19 protein-coding genes, 1 pseudogene and 2 riboswitches are annotated in these 22,658 nt (G+C 73.4%); of the genes and pseudogenes, 6 read left to right on the forward strand and 14 right to left on the reverse strand.

Going from position 1 to position 22,658, the window contains the following annotated elements:
- Positions 1 to 11: 11 nt before the first annotated feature.
- From AB0883_RS21225 to AB0883_RS21255, 7 genes are all read right to left on the reverse strand, one after another.
- Positions 12 to 932, reverse strand: coding sequence for an ECF transporter S component (locus AB0883_RS21225; protein ID WP_366642879.1), 921 nt, complete (start codon positions 930 to 932; stop codon positions 12 to 14).
- Positions 929 to 2,557: an ATP-binding cassette domain-containing protein gene (locus AB0883_RS21230; RefSeq protein WP_366642880.1), complete on the reverse strand. Its 1,629-nt coding sequence runs from the start codon at positions 2,555 to 2,557 to the stop codon at positions 929 to 931. Before AB0883_RS21230 ends, AB0883_RS21225 begins: the two co-directional genes overlap by 4 nt.
- Entirely contained in the window at positions 2,554 to 3,816 is a 1,263-nt protein-coding gene (locus tag AB0883_RS21235; protein WP_366642881.1) for a CbiQ family ECF transporter T component, read from the reverse strand. The genes AB0883_RS21230 and AB0883_RS21235 overlap by 4 nt, the downstream gene beginning before the upstream one ends.
- Positions 3,809 to 4,732 (reverse strand): hypothetical protein, encoded by a 924-nt coding sequence (locus AB0883_RS21240; protein ID WP_366642882.1) that lies wholly within the window; start codon positions 4,730 to 4,732, stop codon positions 3,809 to 3,811. Before AB0883_RS21240 ends, AB0883_RS21235 begins: the two co-directional genes overlap by 8 nt.
- Positions 4,729 to 6,189, reverse strand: coding sequence for a prenyltransferase/squalene oxidase repeat-containing protein (locus tag AB0883_RS21245; protein WP_366642883.1), 1,461 nt, complete (start codon positions 6,187 to 6,189; stop codon positions 4,729 to 4,731). The genes AB0883_RS21240 and AB0883_RS21245 overlap by 4 nt, the downstream gene beginning before the upstream one ends.
- A gap of 136 nt (positions 6,190 to 6,325) precedes the next feature.
- A riboswitch (cobalamin riboswitch) is annotated at positions 6,326 to 6,466 on the reverse strand.
- An 88-nt stretch (positions 6,467 to 6,554) separates the two neighbouring features.
- Positions 6,555 to 7,040, reverse strand: a complete 486-nt coding sequence (locus AB0883_RS21250; protein WP_366642884.1) for a hypothetical protein — start codon at positions 7,038 to 7,040, stop codon at positions 6,555 to 6,557.
- A gap of 35 nt (positions 7,041 to 7,075) precedes the next feature.
- A complete protein-coding gene (locus AB0883_RS21255) occupies positions 7,076 to 8,128 on the reverse strand; it encodes a peptidase (RefSeq protein WP_366642885.1) in 1,053 nt (350 codons plus the stop codon).
- A 99-nt stretch (positions 8,129 to 8,227) separates the two neighbouring features.
- Positions 8,228 to 8,375, reverse strand: a riboswitch (cobalamin riboswitch).
- Positions 8,376 to 8,998: 623 nt separating this feature from the next.
- Between AB0883_RS21255 and AB0883_RS21260 the strand changes: the two genes are divergently transcribed.
- The 3 genes from AB0883_RS21260 to AB0883_RS21270 all read left to right on the forward strand — a co-directional run bounded on the left by AB0883_RS21260 (position 8,999) and on the right by AB0883_RS21270 (position 11,825).
- Entirely contained in the window at positions 8,999 to 9,805 is an 807-nt protein-coding gene (locus tag AB0883_RS21260) for a peptidoglycan DD-metalloendopeptidase family protein (RefSeq protein ID WP_366642886.1), read from the forward strand.
- A gap of 251 nt (positions 9,806 to 10,056) precedes the next feature.
- Positions 10,057 to 10,776: an ElyC/SanA/YdcF family protein gene (locus AB0883_RS21265; RefSeq protein ID WP_366642887.1), complete on the forward strand. Its 720-nt coding sequence runs from the start codon at positions 10,057 to 10,059 to the stop codon at positions 10,774 to 10,776.
- 374 nt (positions 10,777 to 11,150) lie between these two features.
- Positions 11,151 to 11,825, forward strand: a complete 675-nt coding sequence (locus tag AB0883_RS21270; RefSeq protein WP_366642888.1) for a hypothetical protein — start codon at positions 11,151 to 11,153, stop codon at positions 11,823 to 11,825.
- A 204-nt stretch (positions 11,826 to 12,029) separates the two neighbouring features.
- On the opposite strand, the gene AB0883_RS21275 is transcribed toward AB0883_RS21270, so the two are convergent.
- Positions 12,030 to 12,917, reverse strand: coding sequence for a GNAT family N-acetyltransferase (locus AB0883_RS21275; protein WP_366642889.1), 888 nt, complete (start codon positions 12,915 to 12,917; stop codon positions 12,030 to 12,032).
- Between the two features lie 394 nt (positions 12,918 to 13,311).
- Between AB0883_RS21275 and AB0883_RS21280 the strand changes: the two genes are divergently transcribed.
- Both AB0883_RS21280 and AB0883_RS21285 read left to right on the forward strand, forming a co-directional pair.
- On the forward strand, positions 13,312 to 14,196 hold the full coding sequence (locus AB0883_RS21280) for an aminoglycoside phosphotransferase family protein (protein WP_366642890.1): 885 nt from the start codon (positions 13,312 to 13,314) through the stop codon (positions 14,194 to 14,196).
- Positions 14,197 to 14,610: 414 nt separating this feature from the next.
- Positions 14,611 to 15,819, forward strand: a complete 1,209-nt coding sequence (locus AB0883_RS21285; protein WP_366642891.1) for an MFS transporter — start codon at positions 14,611 to 14,613, stop codon at positions 15,817 to 15,819.
- Positions 15,820 to 15,936: 117 nt separating this feature from the next.
- Here the strand turns inward: AB0883_RS21285 and AB0883_RS21290 are convergent, their stop codons facing one another.
- A complete protein-coding gene (locus tag AB0883_RS21290) occupies positions 15,937 to 16,302 on the reverse strand; it encodes a DUF4259 domain-containing protein (RefSeq protein ID WP_366642892.1) in 366 nt (121 codons plus the stop codon).
- Positions 16,303 to 16,466: 164 nt separating this feature from the next.
- On the opposite strand from AB0883_RS21290, the gene AB0883_RS21295 reads away from it, so the two are divergent.
- Positions 16,467 to 17,357, forward strand: coding sequence for an SGNH/GDSL hydrolase family protein (locus AB0883_RS21295; protein WP_366642893.1), 891 nt, complete (start codon positions 16,467 to 16,469; stop codon positions 17,355 to 17,357).
- A 246-nt stretch (positions 17,358 to 17,603) separates the two neighbouring features.
- Here the strand turns inward: AB0883_RS21295 and AB0883_RS21300 are convergent, their stop codons facing one another.
- The 5 genes and pseudogenes from AB0883_RS21300 to AB0883_RS21320 all read right to left on the reverse strand — a co-directional run bounded on the left by AB0883_RS21300 (position 17,604) and on the right by AB0883_RS21320 (position 22,635).
- Positions 17,604 to 17,729, reverse strand: a complete 126-nt coding sequence (locus AB0883_RS21300) for a hypothetical protein (RefSeq protein WP_366643030.1) — start codon at positions 17,727 to 17,729, stop codon at positions 17,604 to 17,606.
- Positions 17,730 to 17,758: 29 nt separating this feature from the next.
- Positions 17,759 to 18,040, reverse strand: a pseudogene (locus tag AB0883_RS21305) (nuclear transport factor 2 family protein); the annotation flags it as partial.
- A 232-nt stretch (positions 18,041 to 18,272) separates the two neighbouring features.
- Complete coding sequence (locus tag AB0883_RS21310) at positions 18,273 to 19,046, reverse strand: alpha/beta hydrolase family protein (protein WP_366642894.1); 774 nt, start codon at positions 19,044 to 19,046, stop codon at positions 18,273 to 18,275.
- A 14-nt stretch (positions 19,047 to 19,060) separates the two neighbouring features.
- The gene (locus AB0883_RS21315) at positions 19,061 to 20,281 is read right to left on the reverse strand and encodes a family 1 glycosylhydrolase (protein ID WP_366642895.1); all 1,221 of its coding nucleotides are present in this window, start codon (positions 20,279 to 20,281) and stop codon (positions 19,061 to 19,063) included.
- A 32-nt stretch (positions 20,282 to 20,313) separates the two neighbouring features.
- Positions 20,314 to 22,635 carry a glycoside hydrolase family 3 C-terminal domain-containing protein gene (locus AB0883_RS21320; RefSeq protein ID WP_366642896.1) on the reverse strand — a complete coding sequence of 774 codons (2,322 nt, stop codon included), beginning with the start codon at positions 22,633 to 22,635 and terminating at the stop codon, positions 20,314 to 20,316.
- Between the last annotated feature and the right edge of the window lie 23 nt (positions 22,636 to 22,658).

Genomic DNA, 22,658 nt, shown 5'->3' on the forward strand with positions numbered 1-22,658 from the left:
GCGACCGTCCTTCACGTCGGGCTCGCGCGCTCCCCGCCGCCGGTCACGTCTCCGGGCGGCGGTGGTGTCGGCTCTGCGTGAACGTTCCCCTCACGCGTGCTGTCCGGAGGTGTGGTGGCCGTGGCCGGCTGCGGGTCGGGCGCGGCGAAGGTGACCGGTGCGCCGAACGCGGCTCTTCGGGCGGCACGGCGCAGCGCGGCGAGGACCGCGGGGCCGGCGAGGACGATCGCCACGGCGGTGGTGATCGCGCGGCCGGTGTCCCAGCCGAAGGTGGAGGTGACCGCCGTGAACACGGCGAAGCGGTGCAGGTTCTCCAGCAGCGGCGCTCCGGCGACGTAGGAGAGCTGGGTGTCCGCGCCGATGCTGAACGGCCAGAACCACAGGTTCATCAGCAGCCCGTAGCCGTAGGCCGCGAGTACGCCGTAGCCGGCCAGGGCGGCGATCTCCGCCCGGCCCCGCAGCCTGCCCGGTAGCAGGCCGGCGCCGAGCCCGATCCAGGACGCGGCCAGCATCTGGAACGGCAGCCACGGCCCGACCCCCGCGGTGAGCAGTGCGGAGGCGAACAACGACGTCGAGCCGAGCAGGAAGCCGAACCCCGGCCCGAACACCCGGCCGGCGAGGACGAGGAGGAAGAACACCGTCTCGATGCCCGCGGTGCCGGCGCCGAGCGGGCGCAGCGCGGCGTTGACGGCCGCGAGCACCCCGAGCATCGCCAACGCCTTGCTGTCGATGCCGCCGGAGCTGAGTTCGGCCAGCACCAGGGCCACGAGCACCGGCAGCACCACGAGGAACACCAGCGGCGCCTCGCCGGTGCGGGCGGTGCTCTCGGGATCGGCGGGGACGAAGAACGGCCAGGTGAAGGTCGCCAGTGCGGCGGCGGAGGCCAGCACCAGCACGGCAGCGGTGCGCGGGGCGACCCGCAGCACGCTCACCCCGGCTCCCGGGTCGTGGCCAGCGCGGCCGCGACCTGCTCCACGGTCAGCCACGGCGCGGGAGCGAGAACCTTGGCCACCTGCGGGGCGAACGCCGGCGAGGCGAGCATGACCTCCGCCGTGGTGCCGTCGGCGACGATCTCCCCCTCGGCCATCACCACGACCCGGTCGGCGAGGGCCGCGACGAGCTCGACGTCGTGCGTCGCGATCATCACCGCCCGGCCGGCGGCGGCCAACCCTCGGACGACAGCGGTGAACTGCCGCTTGGCGCGGTAGTCCAGGCCACGGGTCGGCTCGTCGAGCAGGATCACCGGCGGGGCGGCGGTGAGCTGGACGGCGAGCGCGAGCGCGAGCCGCTGCCCCTCGGACAGGTCACGGGGGTGCCGGTCCGCGGGTAGCCCCGGGGTGAGCTGGTCGAGCAGCGACCGACAGGTGCCGGCGGGCGCTCCGGTCTCCCGGTCGGCCTGGTCGCACTCGGCCTGCACCGTCTCCAGGTACAGCAGATCACCGGGGGTCTGCGGGACCAACCCCACATGACGACGGGCCCGGCCCGCCGGCAGGGCCTTCGGGTCGACGGTGCCCCGCGCGTCGACCACCGCGACGGTGCCGCCGTGGCGGGGGCCGCTGCCCTGCAACGCCCAGAGCAGGCTGGACTTGCCGGAGCCGTTACGGCCCATCAACGCCACGATCCGGCCCGGAGCCAGGTCGACGTCGACGCCCGCCACGGCGACCGTCCCCGGATAGCGCACGACGACCTTGCGCGCCGTCAGCACGGTGGACACGTTCGGGACCGCCGCGTCAGCCGGTACCGCGTCGGCGAGCCGGTGGCGCAGGGCGGCCGCCCGCCGGCGGGCGTCGCGCACCGACAGCGGCAACGGCGTCCAACCCGCGAGACGGCCCAACTCGACCAGCGGCGGTGCGATGTCGACACCGTCGAGCACGGCGGCCGGCTCCCCGTCCACCACCCGACCGTCACCGGGCAGGTGGAGCAGCCGGTCGGCGTACTGCACGACCCGCTCCAACCGGTGCTCGGCCAGCACCACCGTCACGCCGAGGTCGTGCACCAGCCGGGTCACCACGGCGAGCACGTCCTCGGCCGCCGTGGGGTCCAGCGCGGAGGTGGGCTCGTCGAGCACCAGCACCTTCGGGTGGGCGGTGAGTACCGCCCCGATGGCGACGCGCTGCTGCTGCCCGCCGGACAGTGTCCGCAGCGGCCGGTCGCGAAGTTCGGCGATGCCGAGCAGGTCGAGGGTCTCCTCGACGCGCTTGCGCATCACCGTCGCCGGCAGGGCGAGCTGCTCCATCCCGTAGGCGAGTTCCTCCTCGACGGTGTCGGTGACGAACCCGGACAGCGGGTCCTGCCCGACGACGCCGACGACGTCGGCGAGGTCACGCGGCGGATGACGGCGGGTGTCCCGGCCGTCCACCGTCACGCTGCCGTGCAGGGTGCCGCCGGTGAAGTGCGGCACCAGCCCGTTGATCGCCCGCAGCAGCGTGGACTTGCCCGTTCCCGTGCGGCCGACGACGAGGCACAGCTCGCCCTCGCCGATGTGGAGCGTCACGTCCCGCAGGGTCGGGCGGTCGCTCTCGGCGTAACGGACGGTCACCCGGTCGAAGTCGATCACGAAGGGCCTTCCTGCGCGCGGGACGACGACGTCGGGCGACCCGCTCCACCCGCCGGTGCGGCGCCGACGGGAGCACGTGGTCCAGGCGGCGGGCCGGCGTTGCGCGCGGCGGCCGGTCGGGCGAGCGCGGGAGGCGGCGCCAACCAGGCCGGTGCCGCCGCGACCACGACGGCGAGCAGCACCAGCGGTGTCAGCTCGGGCCAGGTCAGTGGGCTGACCGGCGGATACAGCAGCTCCGGATCGACCGAACCGGCCAGTACCGTCAGCGCGGCGGTGCCCACCCCGCAGCCGGCCACGAGCAGTTCCGCGCCCCGCCAGTGGTCCGGTCGGTAGCGGCTGCGGCGCACCCGACGGCCGGCCAGCAGCATGCCGGTCACGGCGGTCGACAGGCCGACGAGGAGCATCGGCAGACCCAGGTAACCGGGTCCGGTGGCGTCGAGCAGCCCGTACGTGCCGGCGCAGACGCCGACCAGCCCGCCGAGCACCAGCGCACCGGTGACGGCGCGCTGCCCGGCGGGCACCGCCGAGGTGCGGCCGTAGCCCCGGGAGTCCATCGCCGCGGCCAGGGCCAGGGACCGGTCCAGCGCGTCGGCCAGCACCGGCAGCGCGATGCCCCGCAACGCCCGTACTCCCCGGCCGGAGGCACCCCGCAGCCGGCGCGCCCGGCGGACCCGCAGCACGCTCTCCACCAGTTGCGGGGCGACCGACAGCGCCACCACCACGGCCGTGCTCACCGCGTACAGGGCCCCGGGCACGGCTTTGAGCAGCCGCTTCGGGTTGGCCAGGGCGTTCGCCGCGCCCAGGCAGACCAGCATCGTGGCCAGCCGCAGCCCGTCGTAGAACCCGCCGAGGAGCTGCTCGGCGGCGACGGGCCCGAACAGGCGAATTCCCGCCGCCCACGCGGGCAGGGGAATCTCGGGAAGCCGGACGAGCACGTGCTCGCCCTGCCCGCCGCCGAACACGATCCGGAACACCACCCGCATCGCCACGATCACCGCGCCGAGCACCAGGTACATCCGGAACGCCAGCGCCCAGGGCGCGTCTCCCCGCCGCCGGACGACCACCAGCGCGGCGACGGCGACGAGCAGGCCCAGCGGCAACGGATTGGTGGTGTGGCTGGCCGCGGTGGCCAGGCCGAGCGCCCACAGCCACCACGCGCCGGGGTGCAGCGCCCGGGGCAGTCGCGGCACCCGGCCCACGGACCGTCTCCGGTCGGCCCCTCCGGACAACTCCGCCTGGCGAATGCTCCGGTCAGTCATCCGGCTCGACGGCCCGCCGTCGCCGCGCGGCCATCAGGCCGCCCACGCCGAGCGCGACCAGCAGCAGCACGCCGGCCGTCGTGCCCAGCGGAACACCGCGACCGTCACGGGAGGCGGCGACCTCGGTCACCACCGGCTGGTCGACGGAGCTGCCCGACGGTGAGCCGGCGGCACCGCCCGCAGGTGGTGTCGCGGCTCCCGCGCTCGGCGTCGGGCCCGGGCCACTGGCCGTCGGCGTACCGGTGGGGAGCAGCGCGGGCCCGGAGGAGCCCGGCACCGGTCCTGCCGCACCGGGGCGGCCCGCGGTGGCGGCCGGCGGCGCGACCGGTCCGCCGTCTCCTGCCGGCGGTCGGCCGACCGGGCCGCCGCCCTGGGTGGGCGGTGCCGGTGGCGGCGGGGGCTGTGGCGAGGGCGGGGGAGCGGGCCGCCTCGGCGCCGCGCCCGGTCGGGGCGCGTCGTTGGCAGCACGGTTGAGGGAGAACGACCAGCCCTCGAAGCTGCCGGCCGGCGGCTTGCGGTTGAGCACACCCTTGTCGCTGTACGTCCAGCTGCCGCCGCTGGCCGCGTGCCAGTACGACCAGTAGGCGCTGGCGGGCGGCGTGTCGACGCACTTCTCGGACGCCGTCGACGGCTTGCCCTCGATCCGGCAGACGAACCCCTCGCCCCAGCGCAGCGTGCCGGTGATCTGGAAGCCGGCGTTCTTGAGCGCCGCCAGGCCGGTGGACTGCTCGCCCCGGGCGCACCGCACCACGGTCCCGCCGCCGAGTTCGTTGAAGTCGACCACCACGGTCACCCCGGAGGCGTCGGGGCAGTAGCCGGCCGAGCCGGCGGCCCTCGCGGGGGTGCCCGATCCGGCCATCGTGCCGGCGGCGGCGAGGGCGACGACCAGACCGGCGCGGGCGGCCCGGACGGTCATGCCGCCCGCCGACGGCCGAGCACGAGGAGCAGCACCCCGCCTCCGACCAGCAGGAACGCGATCAGCACGTAGCTGGTGATCGCCGCGCCGGTCGTCGGCAGCCCGCCCAGGCCGGGGGTGGTCGGGGACGCACTCGGGGCGACGGTCGCCGATGCGGTGGCGGACGGCGTCGGCGGCACGGTGGTCGCGGACGGGCTCGGTGTCGGGCTGGCCGGCGCGGTCGGCGTCGGTGACCCGGTGGGCGTGGGGGAGGTGGTGGTCGTCGGGGAGGCGGTGGGCGAGGCCGTGCCGGTCGGGGTCGGCCCGGGGGACGGCGGCGGCGAGACGAGTCCGATGCGCCCCAGCGGCACCTGGACGAGACCGAGCAGGGCCTGCGCGGTGCTGCGGCGCCACTGGTCCCGTTCGTTGTCCGTGATCCCGGACGCGACGGCCGTTGCCAGGCTGTCGCTGTTGTAGGCGATGGCGCCCGCGTCGGCGGCGGCCGCGCCACCGTCTGCCGCGGTGAGCTGTAGTGCGGCCAACGCGCCCGCGGCCCGCGCGGCCTCGGTGTCGCGGCCGGCGGCGGCGAGAGCCTGTCCGGCGAGGCCGGTGCTGTTGGAGTTCGCGCCGGTGGTCGGGCCGGAACCGCCGAACGACCCGTCGGCGTGCTGCTGGTCCACCAGCCAGTCCGCGGCCTTGCCGGCAGCTTCGGTGACGCCGGTGGCGCCGTCGGCAGCGGCGGCGAGCAGCGCCTGCACCGCCATCGCGGTCGAGTCGACGTCGAGGGTGGCGCCGGCCTGCTCGTCGCAGGACGGGGACGGGCCGTCGGCGGTGTCGGGGTAGAGCCGGAACCCACCGGCCGCGCACTGCTGCCGGACGAGGAAGTCGACGGTGTCCTGCGGCACGTCGCCGCTGCGAGCCAGGCCCAGCACCGCGAACGACTGGTCGAAGGTGTTGCTGGCGTCCGGGCCGCTGTCGGCGGTGGTGCGGCTGGTGATCCGCCCCCGCTGGTGCCCCGCGTCCGCCCCGGCGACCAGCGACAGGGTCTCCGTCCGCAGGTCGAAGCCGCCGAAGTCGGTGGGGTCAGCTCCGGCGGCGGAGGCGGCGTACAGGAGCTTCGCGGTCGCCCCGCCGTCGGTGAAGCCCGGGATGCCCCAGTCGTCGTAGCTGTTGTAGGACCGCACATGTGCCGCGACCTGCGCCGTCGCGGCCTGACGGACCGGCGCGTCCACCCCGGTCGCGGACAGGGCGAGGATCCCGTCGATGGTCAGACCCCAGTCCGGGCCGCCGAACGGGCCGGGCAGCACCCCGTCGGCGAACTCGCCGGCCAGCCAGTTGGCCGCGTCGCGCGCGGCGGCGGCGTGGGCCGGGGCGGGCGCGGCCACGACGGTCAGGGGTACGGCGGTGAGCGCGGCGATCGTCGCCGCCGTGGCGGTGACCACGCCGACACCGAGACGCCGGGAGCGGGACCGGGACATGAGAGGTGCCTTTCGCAGAGCGGTCGGTGGAAGCTCCGGAAAGCACCCGGGGACAGCGACACCCCGCTCGCCTGACGCGATGAGCGGGGTGGAGCGGGCCTCGGTGGCCCGGACTTCACCCTGTGAACCTCGACAGTGGAAGCCGCTCGTCCCGGGCGAGGCATTCCGGCTCGCGAGGCCGAGGCCTCGCTCACGGTTGCGGGTCAGCGCCGGCTTCGCACCGGCTTCCCCCCACACGGGACGTATGCAGTTGTGGACCCGGCGTGCACCGGGTGCCGACACCGTACCGCCCGCACGTCTCGCGACGCCAGGGGAGGTGACCGACACCCGGTGCGGCGCCGCGGTCACGCCGTGTGGGGCTGCGGTCAGGGCGCGGCGATGCTCGGCGGGGCACCCGCGCCGAACGACCAGCCCTCGACGGTGCCCGGGGCCGGGTTGTAGCTGCTCGCGCCGGACGTGCTGTAGGACCAGGCGCCGCCGCTGGAGGCGTGCCAGTACGACCAGTACGCCGTGGCGGGCGGGGTGTTGACACACGGATCGGTCGCGACGGTCGGCTTGCCGTTGATCCGGCAGACGAATGCCAGCCCCCAGCGCTGGGTGCCGGTCACCGTGAAGCCGGCGCCCTGGAGGGCGGCCACCCCCGTGGCCGGGTCGCCCGGGGCGCAGGCGACCTGGACGCCGCCGCCGAGCGCGGCGAAGTCCACCACGACGGTGACGCCGGAGGTGCCGGTGCAGGCGGCGGCGTGCGCGGCCCGTGGGGCGGGTTCGACGGCGGTGAGGGCGACGGTGGCGACGGCAGCGGCCAGCAGGCCGGCGAGCCGTGCGCGCACGGTGGATCGGTGACGGAACACGGTTCCTCCTGGAATCGGGTGAGCGACGGGACGGGTCACGGGCAGGCGGGGACTGGCGTGCCCGGGGTGGCGCCGGCCGCGGACAGCCGGGCGTACCCGGTGCCGGTCAGGCCGAGGACAGCCTGGCCGGTGGCCCGGGCGGCGGTGCCCGGGTCGAAGGTGGCGCCGTCGAAGTCGACCGCCCCCCGGTCGGCCGGTGCCCCGGCGCAGCCGACCTGGAGTCCGGCGAGGAACACCCGCGCCCGTGCCCAGGCCAGCGGTCGGTGACCGTCGTGCAGCGCCTGCGCGGCGAGGCCGGTGCTGTTGGCGTTCGGGGTGCCGGCGGCGTTGGCGAAACCGCCGTCGGCGCGCTGCACGGAAAGCAGCCAGTGCAGCCCCGCGGTGGCGTCGGTCGGGCGGTCGGTGGCCCGCAGCGCCTGCACCGCGAGCGCGGTGGCGTCCACGTCGGAGGTGCAGACCGGTTGCGCGGGCAGCGCCGGGTAGCCGCCGTCCGGGCAGCGGGTGCCCGCGAGCCAGGCGGCGGCCGCCGGGGGCGCGCCCTGCGCGGTGCGGTCCAGGGCGAGGAGGGCGAAGGACTGGCTGAACGTGTTGCTGTAGTCCCCGTACGCCGACCGGTCGGTGAACCGGCCGCTGGGGGCCTGCAACGAGCGCAGCCGGGCGATCAGGTCCACGCCGCCGACGCCGGTCGGGTCGCCGCCGCGTACCTGGACGGCGAGGGCGAGCTTGGCGGTCGCGCCCGCGTACGCCTCGGTCGTGCCGTCGCCGACGTAGGTGTCGCGGATGTCCGGTCGGGTGACCCAGGCCAGCGCCCGGGCCCCCGAGTCGTCGGCGACGCCGGCGGCGGCGAAGGCGAACACGGCGTCGAGGGTCAGTCCCTGGTCGGGATAGGCGACGCCGTCGAAGACCACCTCGAAGCGTTCGCCGTCGACGAGTTGCCGGGCCAGCCAGCCGGCCGCGGCCTCCGACCGGCCGACCCCGGCGGGCGAGGTGGGGGAGACGTGGGCCGATGCCGGTGTCGCGAGGGTGAGGGCGGTGAGCACACCGCAGAGCAGGGCGAGCAGGCGGTGCCGGCTCAGGCGGACGACCATCGGAAGCGCCTTTCCGGCCCGGCGGTCGTCAGAAGCCCGACGACCGCCGCAGCACGGGGTCGACCGGGACTCCGACCCGTGGGCCACGACGGGTGGGGGAGCGGATTCCGCGCGTACGTCGGGTATTCGGGCTTGCCGTCAGAGGTGCATCTCGACGGCCTACCGTTGCGGGCCAGCGCCGGACTTCGACCGGACTTCCCCCATACATACGCGCTGATGGAGTTGTGGCGTCAGTCTGGCCGCGTACGCGCTCCCGTGTCAATGCGTCGTCCACTGCGGACGCTCTGTGGCCGTCGGCGGGGCGGTCGCCGACCGCGGGCGCGTCCGGTCCGGGTCCAGGTGGTCCATCCGGTGACCACGGTCGGTCGCCAGCGGTCGCGTCGCCCCTCAAGATCTCAGCTCGTGTCCGCTCCGCGTAAGTCCTAGCTGTCACGCTGCGACACGCGGGGGTGAAGTCTGCCCACTCGCAGCGACCCACAGCGGAACCGTCCGCACCGCCACCGCCACACGCTGACGCGATGGTCCCCGAATCGGGGCCACAGGGATGTCGCCCACCGCCAGGAAGCGCGTGTCATCCGAGTCCACCCGGCCCGTCCCATCAGCACCGTCGAGGGCGTGCTACGAGTGCCGACGCCGACGCGGCGACCGACGCGGCTTCGGGCCGTACCGGCCGGGCGGAACCGAGCCTTGACACCAATGGAGTTCGATCCCCTAATATCCAAGATCCCAGATGCACGCGGGCTCGCTGGTTCGCCGCCCGAAGGGGTTGGTCAGCCCGTCCCGAACCAGCGGCCCGGAACTGAGCAGAAGTCACAGTCGGCGGTCTCCCCGGTGCGGATCGTTCGTCATCCATCGTGAGCAAGGGGCCGAATGCAGACGTTCGACGAAACATCGCCGGGGGATGGGGCGGCGTCGCGTGGCATCGACCGTCGCCATCTGCTCGGCCTGGTCACCGCCACGCTGGCGGCCGGCATCATTCCGGAGGCGTGGCTCGCGGAAGCCGCGTACGGCGCGACGCCGAGATGGAACCGGCCGTTCGACAAATGGGTCCCGATCACGTCCTCGTACGGGATGCGGACAGATCCGATCACCGGCCAGTCCAGGATGCACAACGGCACGGACTACAGCTACTCGGGGATCCTCGGCTATCCGATCCGTTCGATCGCGGCGGGCACGGTGACCAGCGTCTCGTACAGCGCGAGCGGCCTCGGCCACAACGCCACCATCACGCACGCCGATGGTTGGCGGAGTGTCTACGGGCACATGCGGGAGGCTCCCAGAGTCGGGACGGGCGCGCAGGTCGCCGCAGGCCAGCACATCGGCAACGTGGGATCCACCGGCCACTCCACCGGCCCGCACCTGCATCTTGAGATCTTCCAGCCGAACGGTCAGCGAGTTGACCCCGAGTCGGTTCTCACGGGTGCCCCGTACGCCGGGGCCCCCGGATCTCCCCCCGAGATCGTCACTAAGGATGGACTGATGTACCTCATCTGGAGCACCGGCGGCACCGGCTACCTGGTCACCCCCAACCGCGTCATCGGGCTGCGGTCGATGGCGCACTACAACCTGTTCAAGCGGATCATCAACTCGAACCAGGCCGCCGCCCAGCCTGAGGTCTTCAACGCGCTGGAGATCGACCAGATCAACGCGTACCTCAACGGGACCGTGCCTGCCTGATCCATCCCGGGGGTGACCTCGGAGACGCCCGGCCGGCTCGCTGCATCAGAAGCGGGCCGGCCTCCGGCACCTCATGGTTGACCGCTCGGCCGGCCGGCAGCACGACCTGGACGCCCGGATCGGCGGCACAGGTGCCGATCCGCCTCACATTTGCCACTGCCGCCGGGGCCGGTCAACCGCTCCCCGTCGCCGGCGACCGCGCACGGCCAGGGGCGGGAACGGTCGTCGGGCGGCCCTGGGATACTCGCCCCATGCGGCCCCGACTCCCCAAGCTGACCCGCAGGCCGCGCCCGGCCGCTCGCCGGCGTACGCGCTGGCTGCGTCGCGCCGTCGGCGCGGCCGTCGTCGGCGCGGTGCTCCTGACCGGCGGCACCGTGGCCAGCGTGCACTGGATCCGCGGCGGGGCGGACGGGCACATCTTCACCGAGCGGGACGTCCCGGAGGCGCCGGTCGCCCTGGTGCTGGGCACCAAGGTCCACCCCGACGGGACCCCGTCGCCGTTCCTCACCGGCCGCCTGGAGATCGCCCGGCGGCTGCTCGCCGCCGGCAAGGTACGCGCCATCCTGCTCTCGGGCGACAACATGAACCCCGACTACGACGAGCCGGCCGCGATGCGGCGCTGGCTGGTCGACAACGGCGTGTCGGCGACGAGGGTGGTGCTGGACCCTGCCGGCTTCGACACGTACGACTCGTGCGCCCGCGCGAAGCGGGTCTACGGGGTGGAACGGGCGACGGTGGTGACCCAGTCCTTCCACCTGCCTCGCGCCGTGACGGTGTGCCGGCGGCTCGGCGTCGACGCCAACGGGGTCGGCGACGAGACCGCCCGCCGGTACGACAGGACGTGGCGGATCAGCTCCACCCGTGAGTACGGCGCCTGCGTGAAGGCCACCCTGGACCTCCTCTCCGGCCGCGATCCGGTGCACCTCGGGCGCCGCGAGACCGGGGTGCAGGACGCGCTGCGCGACGCGTGAGACCCGTGGCCTGGAGCGCACGCGCCGCCACGGCATGGGTCCGACGTCGGCTGCCCGGGCACTCGCCGTCGAGCCGATAGCCGTCGCACCCGGCAACCATGAGCGCGGCGGCACGCCAGATCGCCCACCCGCGAATCGCCCACCTGCACGTCGCCCGGCCGCCGAAACGCGCCGAGGGCACCGCGTCTTCCGGGCCTACGCCGTGCCCCTGGCCGTCGATTGGAAGATCACGACCGCAGCGACGCACCACACAGGACGGAGGGGCGAGCACCCGGGCGGGACTGTGTGACACTCTGCGGGTGACGTCGCCTCCTCCGCCGAGCGAGCCCGGCCAGCCGACCTCCACGCCACCAGCGCCCGGGGCCCCACCACCGATGTCGCCGCCACTGCCACCACCGCCACCGCTGCCACCGTCGCCGCCGAAGACCAACACGCCCCTGATCATCGGTGTGGTCGCTGCGGTGCTGGCGCTCTGCCTGATCGGCGTCTGCGGGGCCGCACTGGTCGGGGTGGGCCTGATCAGGGCCAATGGCGGCCAGCAGGGCCAGCCCGCGGCGAGACCCCTGCCCGAGCCGATCGGGACGACGAGGGAGCTTCCGCGCGAGCCGGCGTACTCGCCGCCGCCCATCCTCCCCACGACGCAGGCGGCTCCGCCCCCGCCGCCGGCGAGGATCGGGCAGTGCATCGCCGTCAGCGTGACGGGCAGCTTCCAGGGCATCGGCAACTGCAACGGCAGCATCGGCACCTACCGGGTCGTCTCGGTGGACTACGCCCAGGGCCAGTGCGCCGACCCCGGTTCGGCGTACCTCACCGAACGCGGCTATCGGCTCTGCCTGGAGCGCCACCTGGTGCGTCTGCGCTGCTACCGGTTCCCGACGGGCAACGGCTGGATTGTCGGGGCGCCGAAGTGCAAGGCGAAGGGCACCGTCCACATCATCGACATCGTGCCCGGCGCCACCAACGGAAACAGCTGCACGCGGGACCAGAGATGGAACCGCTGGTACCGATTCACGAATCCCACCGTGGTCTATTGCGTGATGAAGTACTAGTACGACAGCCGTCGTTCGAGTTTGAGCCGGCGTGTGGGGTGGGCTCGGGCTTGATGCTGGCATCGCCAGCCTGACCAGTGCGAACGGAGGGCGAGGCCGCTGATCGGGCGGATGGGGCAGGCGTTGGTCAAACGGCGGACCTCGCTGACCGTGAGCGTGATCAGTCCGGTGTCGGGCGGATCCTGGTCGGCGGCGTCGCGGTGTTCACCGGGAACCGCGGCGCAGATCGGCCACCTCGTCTGACGGCGTGAAGCCGGCCGAGGCGTAGGTAGCCACGGCGCCGACGTTTGAACTCTCCACGCACACACTCGCGCTGGACGAACCCATGTCGCGAAGGGCCGCAGCGGCGGCAAGCGTGATCGCCGTGCCGTAACCATGGCCTCGGTGACTGCGGTGCACGCCCATCGGTTCCAGCAGTCCTGGCCGCCCCGGGCCGGCTGACCACACAGCCGCGACTGCCACGGCGTCGTCGTTCTGATCGAATGCGGCGAGGCAGCGTGCGTCAGCGTAGAACGGGCCACCGGCCATGGCGAGCCAACGCCCAACCATGCGGCGTCGGTCGGCATCAGTGAAGGGCGAGCCGCGGAACGCCGACCAGTGGACGGCGACCCACACCTCGGCGCGATCGGGCTCGATCGTCTCGATGCGCAGACCGCAGTCCTGTACCGGGTCCGAGAGACTGCGGTGGAACGTCGTCCACGGCTCATCCCGCTCCCAACCCCGCTCCAGCAGTAACTGGGTGAGAAGCTCCGCACCTCGGGCTTCGACGGTCGCACCGTCGGAAGCCAGGACACGCCCTGGTTCGTCCAGATCAGCGGCGAGCCGGCGGGCCAGCGCCTCGTCATCACGCCAGTCGGGAGCGACGGCCATGCGCACCAGTTCGGGGCCGTCCAGCAGCCCGATCGCGAGAACCTTCCCGTCGCGCGACCACATCCGGATGGCAGCCGCCGTCGCCTCGGCACCACATAACGAGTGCCACCCGAGATCGCCGGAATGCAGATGCAGCGGTCCCCCGTCGTACTGCCACCGCTTGAGCGCGTCCACTGCTGGTGACAGCTCATCGACGCTCGGGGTGCTCAAACTGATGCTCATGGGTGCACCCAAACCCAAGGAGCGGCCTGGCACCATCGATTTTCGTGGGGAAGCCGGCGCTCTCGTCACGGTTCGTCGAATGTCCGTATCCAGTCCGTCACCAGGCCGTCGAAGGGCCGATCCGGAACGACGAGGGGCAACCACCGCGGACCCTCGCCGTCCTGACGATCTGCGCTGCCGACGCCGGATTGGCACGACCCCGCCTCGTCACATCGGTACGACGCGAGGCAGCCGAGGTGTCCGCCGGTCGGTCGCACACCGACCGGCGAACCCGGCGGGTCGGCCGCCCGAGGCCGAAGCCGGGGCCGGGGTACGAACGGGCGACCCGGCGCGTGCTTCGGCGTGGACGGAATTCGATTGACCGCATGATCCAGCGGGTCTTACGGTCACGCCGATGCGCCCTGGGGAGATCGTCGTCGCTGTCGAGCAGGTACGCGCCCTGATCGACGAGCAGTTCCCCGAATGGTCGGATCTGCCGATCGTTCCGCAGCCGTTGAACGGCACCGACAACGCGCTGTTCCGGTTGGGTGATTCCCTGACGGCACGGCTGCCGCGGGCGCAGTGGGCGGTCGACCAGGTGGCGACCGACGCGACCTGGCTGCCGCGGCTGGCACCGCATCTGCCGGTACCGGTGCCGGTGCCGATCGCGGTCGGCCGGCCGGGCGGGGACTATCCGTGGCCGTGGACGGTCGTGCCATGGCTGGACGGGCGCAATCCGGTAGCCGGGGAGGACCTCGTCGACCTCGCTGTCGACCTCGCCGGCTTCGTGCGCGCGATGATCGCGATCGACCCGATGGGCGGGCCGGTCAAGGAGGGGATTCAGCGCGGCGTGCCTCTGGCGCAGCGGGACGAGCTGACCCGCCGGTCGATCGCGGTGCTTGGCGACCGGATCGACGGGCGGGCGGTGAGCGCGGCGTGGGACGAGGCGATGACGGCGGACGAGTGGCCCGGACCGCCGGTGTGGCTGCACGGTGATCTCCTGGAAGGCAACCTGCTGGTCGACCGGGGCAGGCTCACCGGGGTGATCGACTTCGGCGGTCTCGGCCGCGGCGATCCGGCGGTCGAGGTGCGGCCGGGCTGGAGCCTGTTCGATGCCCGCGCGCGGGCCGCCTACCGGGAGGCGCTCGGGTTCGACGAGGCGACCTGGGTGCGCGGGTGGGCCTGGATGCTGTCGGGCTCGCTCTACTGGTTGGCGGACCTGTGGGACTCGATCAGCGAGGACGACCGCGAGGACACGATCCGCTACATCGACCACCTCGTGCGTCACCGTCACGACTGACCTGTGGTGGCCGCCCCGTCACCGTCGGGCGACGCCCCGGACGGCCGCGCCTTCGCCCGGCGGCTTCGCGGCCAGCGCTGGCAAGGCGGACGCGGCTTCCCGATTTTGACCGGACGCTGGAAACCCTGCGGTACACCACCGCCAGCCTCGCCGTGTCGGTGTTCGATGGACGGCGAGGTCTCCGGTAGAGGGTTTCGGCCAGGTACACCGGCGGCACGGGTGGCGGTCGACGCCCGGCCGGACCGTCTCGTACCGCGACGGACCTCGACGCGGCCGGGAGCGCGTCGGCCTCGTCGGCCGCCCGGTGGAGGGCTGCGGATAATGCCCAGCATGCCTCCGGAAGTGGATCGTGTGGATGACGCCGCAGATGTCGTCGGTAGGCCGTCGGCGGTCGACTCCCTACCGGCGCGCGGGGTGGGTGCGGCCGGGGGTGGCGGGTCGGCGTGGCGGGTGGTCGTCGGGTTCGGTGTGGTGAGCCTGGCCGCGGACATGGTGTACGAGGGCGCCCGCTCGATCTACGGGCCGCTGCTGGCCTCGCTGGGCGCGTCGGCGGTCGTCGTCGGGCTGGTCACCGGCGCCGGTGAGGCGGCGGCGCTGGTGCTGCGGCTGGTGTCCGGGCCACTGGCGGACCGGACCCGCCGGTACTGGTCGTTGACGATCCTCGGGTACGGGCTGACCGCGGTCTGCGTGCCGCTGCTCGCTGTCACCCCGCTGTTGGGCGGCGCCGGACTCGCGGTCGCCGCCGCGTTGATCCTCGCCGAGCGACTGGGCAAGGCGGTCCGTAGCCCGGCGAAGTCGGCGCTGCTGGCCGACGCCGCCAGCCGCGTCGGCCTGGGGCGGGGACTGGGTGTCCACAAGGCGCTGGACCAGGTCGGCGCCTTCGCGGGCCCGCTGCTCGTCGCCGCGGTGGTCGCGATGGCCGCGGGGTCGCTGTGGCCGGGCCTGGCCGTCCTGACCGTGCCCGGCGTGCTCGCGATGATGCTGCTGCTCACCATCCGCGCGCGGGCGGCCGCTTCACCGACGGCCGACGGGGCCACGGCGGCAGGCACCCCGTCGGTGGCGGGCCGGAAGCCGCTGCCTGCCCGGTTCCACGTGTTCGCGGCAGCGATGGCGCTGTGCACGGCGGGTCTGGTGACGTTCGGGTTGATCGGTTTCCACCTCGTCCGCGCGGGCGTGGTCGCGGCCGCGGCGGTGCCGTTGGTGTACGCGGCGGCGATGGCCGCGGGCGCGCTCGCCGCCCTGCTGACGGGTGTGCTCTACGACCGGGCCGGGCCGTGGGTGCTGATCGCGTTGCCGGCGTTGGTCGCCGCCGTCCCCGCCCTGGTGTTCGGCGGTGGTCTGCCGCTGGCGGTGACGGGGGCGCTGGTGTGGGGTGCGGCCGTGGGGGTGCAGGACTCCACCGTCAAGGCGCTGGTCGCCGATCTCGTGCCGCGGGAGCGTCGGGCCACCGCGTACGGCGTCTTCGCCGCCGTGCAAGGGGCGGGGGCGCTGATCGGCGGTGCCGCGGCCGGTCTCCTGTACGAGTTCTCGCTGGCGAGTCTGGTGGTCGTGGTGGTCGTCACGCAGGCCGTAGCCCTGGTCACGCTCGTGGGAGTCCTGGCAGGGAACCGCCCAGCCCGCTGAGGCCAGCGGCCGACGCCCCGTCTGGGACGGCGGCAGCCCGGGCCGCGTCGCCGGCCGGACCCGGGCCCGTCGTGACGCCCGTGGCGGCACCCGCCTGGGCCTGCCGGCGGCCCGTCGCTACTCCTTCGCCAACTCGGCGAGCTGGTCGAATGTGCGCACGAGGATCGCGCGCCGCTGCTGCCGGTATTCGGGACCGGGCTCCAAGCCGTCGATGGTCCGGTCCCAGACGGCCAGGTATCTGCTCTTCCAGCCGGCGATCGTCGTCCGGTCGGGCAGGCTGACCCCGACGTAGTTCTGTCGTGCGATGAGGTGCAGCAGCTCGAGGTTGCAGGGCACCGCGACGCCCCAGTACTCGTCGGGCTCGATGCCGACCGGGTCGCCGGAGATCGCCTCCGCGACCTCGGCGATCAGCCGGTCGGTCAGGCCCGACAGGTGGTCGGCGGCCGTGTCGCCGTCGAAGTTTCCGCTGCCCCAGGTGCCCACCGATCCTCGCCCTCCCGACTCCGAACGTCCGCCGCATTGAAGCAGGCACCACCGACAGCGCCCGGCCATCCGCCGCCGGCTGTAGCAATGTCCATCGATATTGACGTTCGACGACGACGCGGACAGAATCACGGCACCCACCATGATCCCCTCTGGGAGATGCCATGATCCGTCCCCGCCTGTCGTTCCTCCGGGCCAGCCGGCTGGCCGCGCTCGCCGCGGCCACCGCCGGTGTGCTGCTCGCCTTCGCCGCACCGGCCAACGCCGCCGTACCTACCGGGCGCTACGTCGCACTGGGTGACTCGTACACCTCCGGTCCGCTGATCCCCACCCAGGTCGACCTGAACTGCCTGCGCTCCAGCCGTAACTACCCGTCGCTGGTCGCCGCCGCCGCCGGCTCGTCGGCGTTCGCGGACGTGAGCTGTTCCGGGGCCACCACCGAGGACATCCTCGTCGGCGGCAGCGGCGCGCTGGGCATCTCGTTGCCCCCGCAGCTCAGCGCGGTCACCCCGGACACGACGCTGGTGACGGTGCAGATCGGCGGCAACGACATCGGCTTCTCCGGCATCATCAGCGACTGCGCGGAGGCGAGCCTGAGCAGCCCGCTCGGCTCGCCCTGCAAGAACAGGTACACCGCCGGAGGCGTCGACCAGTTGCAGGCCAGGATCGCCGCCACCGCGCCGAAGGTGACCGCCGTGCTGCAGGCGGTCCGCCGGGCCGCCCCGGGTGCCCGGGTCGTGGTGCTCGGGTACCCGGCGATCCTGCCGGACAGCGGCTACGGCTGCTGGCCCGTGGTCCCGATCGCCTACCAGGACGTGCCGTACCTGCGCGGTGTCCAGAAGTCCCTGAACACGATGCTCGCCAACACCGCGGCCGCGAACAACGCCAGCTACGCCGACGTCTACGGGCCGTCGGTCGGCCACGACACGTGCAAGAGCAGCAGCACCCGGTGGGTCGAGGGGCTGGTCCCGCAGAACGCCGCCGCCCCGTTCCACCCCAACGCCAGGGGTGAGCAGGGCATGGCCAACGCGCTGCTGGCCAACCTGAACAGCTGACTGACGATTCCCACCGACGGGGACCGGCTCGTCCGGGCGTGAGGGTCCGGGCCGGCGGCCACGAGGCCGGGGCCGGTCTCCGCCCCGGTGCGGACCGCATGGCCCGGGTCGCAAGCGCCGCGGCGGGGTGGTCGGTGAGCTGCGCCTGGTCCTCGGACCGGGGTTGCGGCCCCGACTCCCGCCGCGGCGTGGGCCTGGCGTCCTCATCGGCGCCATCCTCAGGCTCCCATGATCGACATGGCAGCCCTAGCCCGATTCGGTGCCGGCGGTGATCCTGCCGAACACGTCCATGGCGGCGATCTGGCCGTCGCGTATCCGATGGGCGTCCAGTCCCCGCAGGACCGTGCCGTCCTCGGCCCGTGCCACCGCCACTCGCACACCATCCGGTCGTCAGCCGCCCAGACAGGACCGGGTATCGGACCGGGGCCGGGACCGAAATGGTCGGCGAAAGCCTCTGTGACGTTGTCCCGACCGCGAATGGTGACGGCCGGGCCGTCCCAAGCGTTGGGGCAGTACGTCACGTCGTCGGCGAGGCATGCTGACACCGCCTTCAGGTCACCGAGCTCCCAGGCGGCGTTGAAGCGCTCGATCAGCCCCCGTGCATCCGTCAGGTCGGGCACGGTAGACGGTCGTCGCGGTTGCGTCTCGCCTCCTGTCGCCCGTGGTCGACAGGACAGACCCACGTCGTCCCCTCCGCCAGCGGCGGTTCCCGTGGCGGCGGAAGCGCTGACCGGCAATTACTCCGGCGGGCAGCCGGGCCGGCAGCACGCCGCGAGGGTGCCCAACCGCGCGGCGAGTTCCGCGTCGGAGACTCCTCGGAGGTGCCGAATCGGCCGCAGGAGGGCGCGTGACCGATCGACACCGATCCGGCCAGGACGACCCTGCGGACCGCTCCGACAAGTGCGGCTCCGACCATCAGGCATCTCGGCCGCCGGCAGCGGGTCCGTGCAGCCAGCTCAGCACGTTCCTGATGGCGGCATCCCAGTAGTCCCACTGATGGCTGCCCGGCGCGAATGCCTCGGTCACCTGCCATCCTGCCTCCTGGGCACGGATGGCGAACCTCCGATTGGACGGGTAGGCGAAGTCCTCGGTCCCGCAGCCGATGTAGAGCCGCAGGTCGTCCGTCGGGCGGCGTGTGCCGATCCGGGCCAGCAGGTCATGGTCGGTGCCGGCGAGTTCGTGCGGGCCGAATGCGTGGGGGACCGCCTGGTCGAGCAGCTGCCGGGCGGTGGGATGGGCTACGTCGAGGACTCCGGAGAGACTGGCGGCGGCGGCGAAGCGTTCCGGTTGGTGCAGGGCCCACCGCATCGCGCCGTAGCCGCCCATCGACAGCCCGGCGACGTAGGTGTCCTGCCGGCGTCCGGAAAGCCGGAAGAGCCGTGCCACGAGCTCGGGCAGTTCCGCGGTGAGGAAGGTCCAGTAGCGGCTGCCGTGGTGCTCGTCGGTGTAGAAGCTGCGGGAGGCGCGGGGCATGACGACGGCGATGCCGGCATCTGCGGCGTGGCGCTCGACCGAGCTGTTTCGGGTCCAGCTGGTCTCGTCGTCGCCGAGTCCGTGCAGGAGGTAGAGCACCGGCGGTGGTTCCGTGCGGTCGTGGGTCGCCGTCGGGGGTTGGTGCGGCAACGCGACGGTCATCGAGGTGCTGGTCTGGAGCACCTCGGAGTAGAAGGAACAGGTGATCAGAGCCATCGTCGTCCGTCCGTTCAGGCGCCGGGCAGCCGACAGGTCTGGGCCAGGCGGCCGTACCAGCGGGCGCTGGGTTTGACGACGCGCTGGAAGGTGCGGCGGTCGACGGCGGTGAGGCCGAAGGTCGCATGCCAGCTGCCCCATTCGTAGTTGTCCAACAGGGACCAGTGCAGGTATCCGCGGACGTCGACGCCGTCGGCGAGAGCCCGGCCCAGCCCGGTCAGGGCGTGGTGCAGGTATTCGCGGCGTTCGTCGTCGTTGTCGGTGGCGATGCCGTTCTCGGTGACGAGAATGGGGGTCGGGATGCGGGCGGCGGTGTGGCGCACGGCGGCCTCGAGGGCCTCGGGGTAGAACTCCCATCCGGTCTGGGTGCGCCGGGCGGCCGGATCGGGTGGGACCGGACCGTCGGGGCCGATGACGACGCGGGTGTATGCCTGCACGCCGATGAAGTCGTCGTGGCGGGCGGCTTCGAGGAACTGGTCCTCGCGCGACCACGCCCACTCGCGGGCCGCCTCCTCGGCGCCGGGCAGCGGCTGGAACGTCTGGTTGGCCACCGTCCAGCCGCTGCGCAGGCCGCCGACCTCGGCGAGCTCGTCGCGGGCGGCATGGTGGGCGCGGATGAGAGCTTCGGCGAAGGGCTGGTCGGGCGGCGGCAGGGCACCCGCGACGAGGTCGGGATCGGTGCCGCCGACACGGGCGGCGACCATCGCGAGCATGTTCGGCTCGTTGATGGTGCAGGCCCAGGTGACACCGTCGAGGATCGGGCGTACGGCGCGCACGTAGCGGGCGAACGTCTCGACGCCGCCGGGCGCCGTCCAGCCGCCGGAGGTTCGGAACCAGGCGGGGCTGGTGAAGTGGTGGAGGGTGACCACAGGAGTGATGCCGCGCTCCAGGCAGCCGTCGATGATGCGGCGGTAGTGGCCGAGCGCGGCCTGTGAGATGCGACCGGGTGCGGGCTCGATGCGCGACCACTCGATGCCGAACCGGTAGGCGTTGAGTCCCAGGTCCCGGACGATGTCCAGATCCTCGGGCCAGCGGTGGTAGCTGTCGCAGGCGTCGCCGCTGGGTTCGGACAGCGGCGAGTCGGATCGGACCTCGAGGGCCCACAGGTCGCTGCCGACGTTGTTGCCCTCGGTCTGGTGGGCGGAGGTTGCCGCGCCCCACAGGAACGACGTCGGTGTGGGAACACCGGGCGCGTCGGCGGCGGGCAGGAGCGATGGCGTGGTGTGTGCAGGCACGAGGTTCCTCGGGACGGGGGCGCATGTGTCGGTCATCGGTCGCGGTAAGGGCCGGTGCGGACGAGGTCTGCGCGCTGCTCGGCGGCTGTGGCGACCAGCAGGTCGATGACCTGGTCGGTCAGGCCCAGGTCGTACGTGCGCAGCACGATCAGTGGGGTGGCGTCGACCATGCGCAGGAGCTCGGGGGCGAGCCGGGCGGCGCGCCCGACGCGGGCGCCGGCCATCAGCCCGCCGAGCAGCGGCCCGCCGACGGGGTGGGCGCGCCACTCGCCGACGGTCGACGTGGCCGTCAGCGGCGGCAGGTACCGGTCGCCGTCCGTGGTGATGGAGCCGGCGAGCCGGATGTCGGCGACGGACGCACCGACCCGCACCGAGTGGGCGCCGGGTTCGACGGACCACCGCTGGTGGCGGGTGTCCCAGACGGCGAGGTCCCGTGCGGTGACGGTGAAGGTGATGCGACGGGACTCGCCTGCGGCGAGTTCCGTCTTGGCGTAGGCGCGCAGGACGTTGCGGGGGCGGGTCGGCGTCGGTTCGTCTCGGCCGACGTACAGCTGCGCGACCTCGGAGCCTGCACGGGATCCGGTGTTGGCGAGGGTGAAGGAGACCTGCCACTGGTGGGGACGGTGTTCGGCGACGGTCAGGTCGCGGTAGTCGAAGGTGGTGTAGGTCAGCCCATGGCCGAAGGGGTAGGCGACAGGTAGCCGCAGGGTGTCGAAGTGTCGGTAGCCGACATAGCGGCTCTCGCCGTAGAGCGCCTGGCCGTTGCGGCCGGGGAAGGTGAGGTGGCTGGGGTGGTCCTCGAGCCGCAGAGGGACGGTTTCGGCGAGCCGGCCCGACGGGGCGGCGTCGCCGAGCAGGAGGTCGGTGAGGGCTTCGCCGCAGGCCTGGCCGAGCAGCGACGCGTCGAGGATCGCCGGCACCAGGTGGTGCCAGTCGGCGACGCCGACGACGCCGCCGTGGGACAGCACGACCACGGTGTGAGAGGTGGCGGCGGTCGTCTCCCGCAGCAGTCGGAGTTGGTCGGCGGGCAGGGCGATGGTGGCGCGGTCGAAGCCCTCGGACTCGGCCTCGGGCGGCAGGCCGAGGAAGAGCAGGGTCACATCGGCGTCGCGGGCGGCGTCGACAGCTGCGGCGATCAGGGTCTCGTCGGCGAGGCCGTCAAGTGTGTAGCCGGGGGAGTAGCGTACCGCCGGGCCGAGACGGCCGGTGAGCGCGTCAAGCGGGGCGGAGACCTCGGTGGGGACCACGCGTGACGAGCCGCCGCCCTGGTACCTGGGAGTGCGGGCGAGTTCGCCGATGACGGCGATCCGGGCTGTGGCGGGGTCGAGGGGCAGCAGCCCGCCATCGTTCTTGAGCAGGACGGCTGCCTCCCGCGCGGCGCGACGGGCCAGGTCGGCGCCGTGGGCGGCCAGGTCGGTGGGCAACTGGTCCGGGGTGTGGGCGGGCCGGTCGTCGTGGCCGCCGGCCCGGACGCGTCGGGCCAGCAGCCGCAGGCGCTCGCCGACGGCGTGCAGGGCGTCGGGTTCGAGGTCGCCGGATCGGACGGCGTCGAGGACCAGGTGGTCGGTTCCGGTGGGGGGCATCTCGACATCGCATCCGGCGCGGACGGCGGCGACGCGGTCACGTACGGCGCCCCAGTCGGACACGACCACGCCGTCGAAGCCCCATTCGTCGCGCAGGACATCCGTGAGCAGCCACCGGTTCTCACTGGCCGGCACGCCGTTGAGGGCGTTGTACGCGCTCATCACCGCCCATGGCCGGGCGGTGCGTACGACGTGTTCGAAGCCGGCGAGGTAGACCTCGCGCAGCGCCTGGTCGTCGACGAGCGCGCTGACGCGCATGCGGTCGGTCTCCTGGTTGTTGACGGCGAAGTGCTTGACGCAGGCGCCGACTCCGGTGGACTGGACGCCGTCGACGAACGCGGCGGCCAGGGTGCCGGTGACGTACGGGTCTTCGGAGAAGTACTCGAAGTTGCGTCCGCCCAGCGGGGACCGCTTGATGTTCATGCCGGGGCCGAGCAGGACGTCGACACCCAGCGCCCGGGCCTGGCGGCCGAGAGCCTCGCCGACGTGGCGGACGAGGTCGGGGTTCCAGGTGCAGGCCAGGCCGACGGCGGGAGGGAAGCAGGTGGCCGCGACGCTGTCGCCGATGCCGAGGGCGTCGCCGCCGGTGGTCTGGCGCCGCAGGCCGTGTGGCCCGTCCGCCAGGGTCAGAGCGGGCAGGGCCCTGCCGTCGCCGGTGGTGTGCCACGTGTCGCTGCCGGAGGTCAGCTCGGCGGCTGCGGCGAGGTCCGGGCCGGTCGTGAAGGTGTCGTCCAGGGGCGCCGCTGGGGGGCCCGGGTCGCTGATTGTCATTGCCGCAGCCTCTCTGAGCTGGC

Source organism: Micromonospora sp. NPDC047812, assembly GCF_040704175.1.
Lineage (GTDB): Bacteria > Actinomycetota > Actinomycetes > Mycobacteriales > Micromonosporaceae > Micromonospora.

Excerpts from the sequence above, each read along its gene's own strand:
- AB0883_RS21245 (WP_366642883.1), bottom strand. The coding sequence starts at position 6,189 with ATGTCCCGGTCCCGCTCCCGGCGTCTCGGTGTCGGCGTGGTCACCGCC.
- AB0883_RS21255 (WP_366642885.1), bottom strand. The coding sequence starts at position 8,128 with ATGGTCGTCCGCCTGAGCCGGCACCGCCTGCTCGCCCTGCTCTGCGGT.
- AB0883_RS21295 (WP_366642893.1), top strand. The coding sequence starts at position 16,467 with ATGATCCGTCCCCGCCTGTCGTTCCTCCGGGCCAGCCGGCTGGCCGCG.
- AB0883_RS21260 (WP_366642886.1), top strand. The coding sequence starts at position 8,999 with ATGCAGACGTTCGACGAAACATCGCCGGGGGATGGGGCGGCGTCGCGT.
- AB0883_RS21270 (WP_366642888.1), top strand. The coding sequence starts at position 11,151 with ATGTCGCCGCCACTGCCACCACCGCCACCGCTGCCACCGTCGCCGCCG.
- AB0883_RS21240 (WP_366642882.1), bottom strand. The coding sequence starts at position 4,732 with ATGACCGTCCGGGCCGCCCGCGCCGGTCTGGTCGTCGCCCTCGCCGCC.
- AB0883_RS21310 (WP_366642894.1), bottom strand. The coding sequence starts at position 19,046 with ATGGCTCTGATCACCTGTTCCTTCTACTCCGAGGTGCTCCAGACCAGC.
- AB0883_RS21235 (WP_366642881.1), bottom strand. The coding sequence starts at position 3,816 with ATGACTGACCGGAGCATTCGCCAGGCGGAGTTGTCCGGAGGGGCCGAC.
- AB0883_RS21265 (WP_366642887.1), top strand. The coding sequence starts at position 10,057 with ATGCGGCCCCGACTCCCCAAGCTGACCCGCAGGCCGCGCCCGGCCGCT.
- AB0883_RS21280 (WP_366642890.1), top strand. The coding sequence starts at position 13,312 with ATGCGCCCTGGGGAGATCGTCGTCGCTGTCGAGCAGGTACGCGCCCTG.
- AB0883_RS21320 (WP_366642896.1), bottom strand. The coding sequence starts at position 22,635 with ATGACAATCAGCGACCCGGGCCCCCCAGCGGCGCCCCTGGACGACACC.
- AB0883_RS21275 (WP_366642889.1), bottom strand. The coding sequence starts at position 12,917 with ATGAGCATCAGTTTGAGCACCCCGAGCGTCGATGAGCTGTCACCAGCA.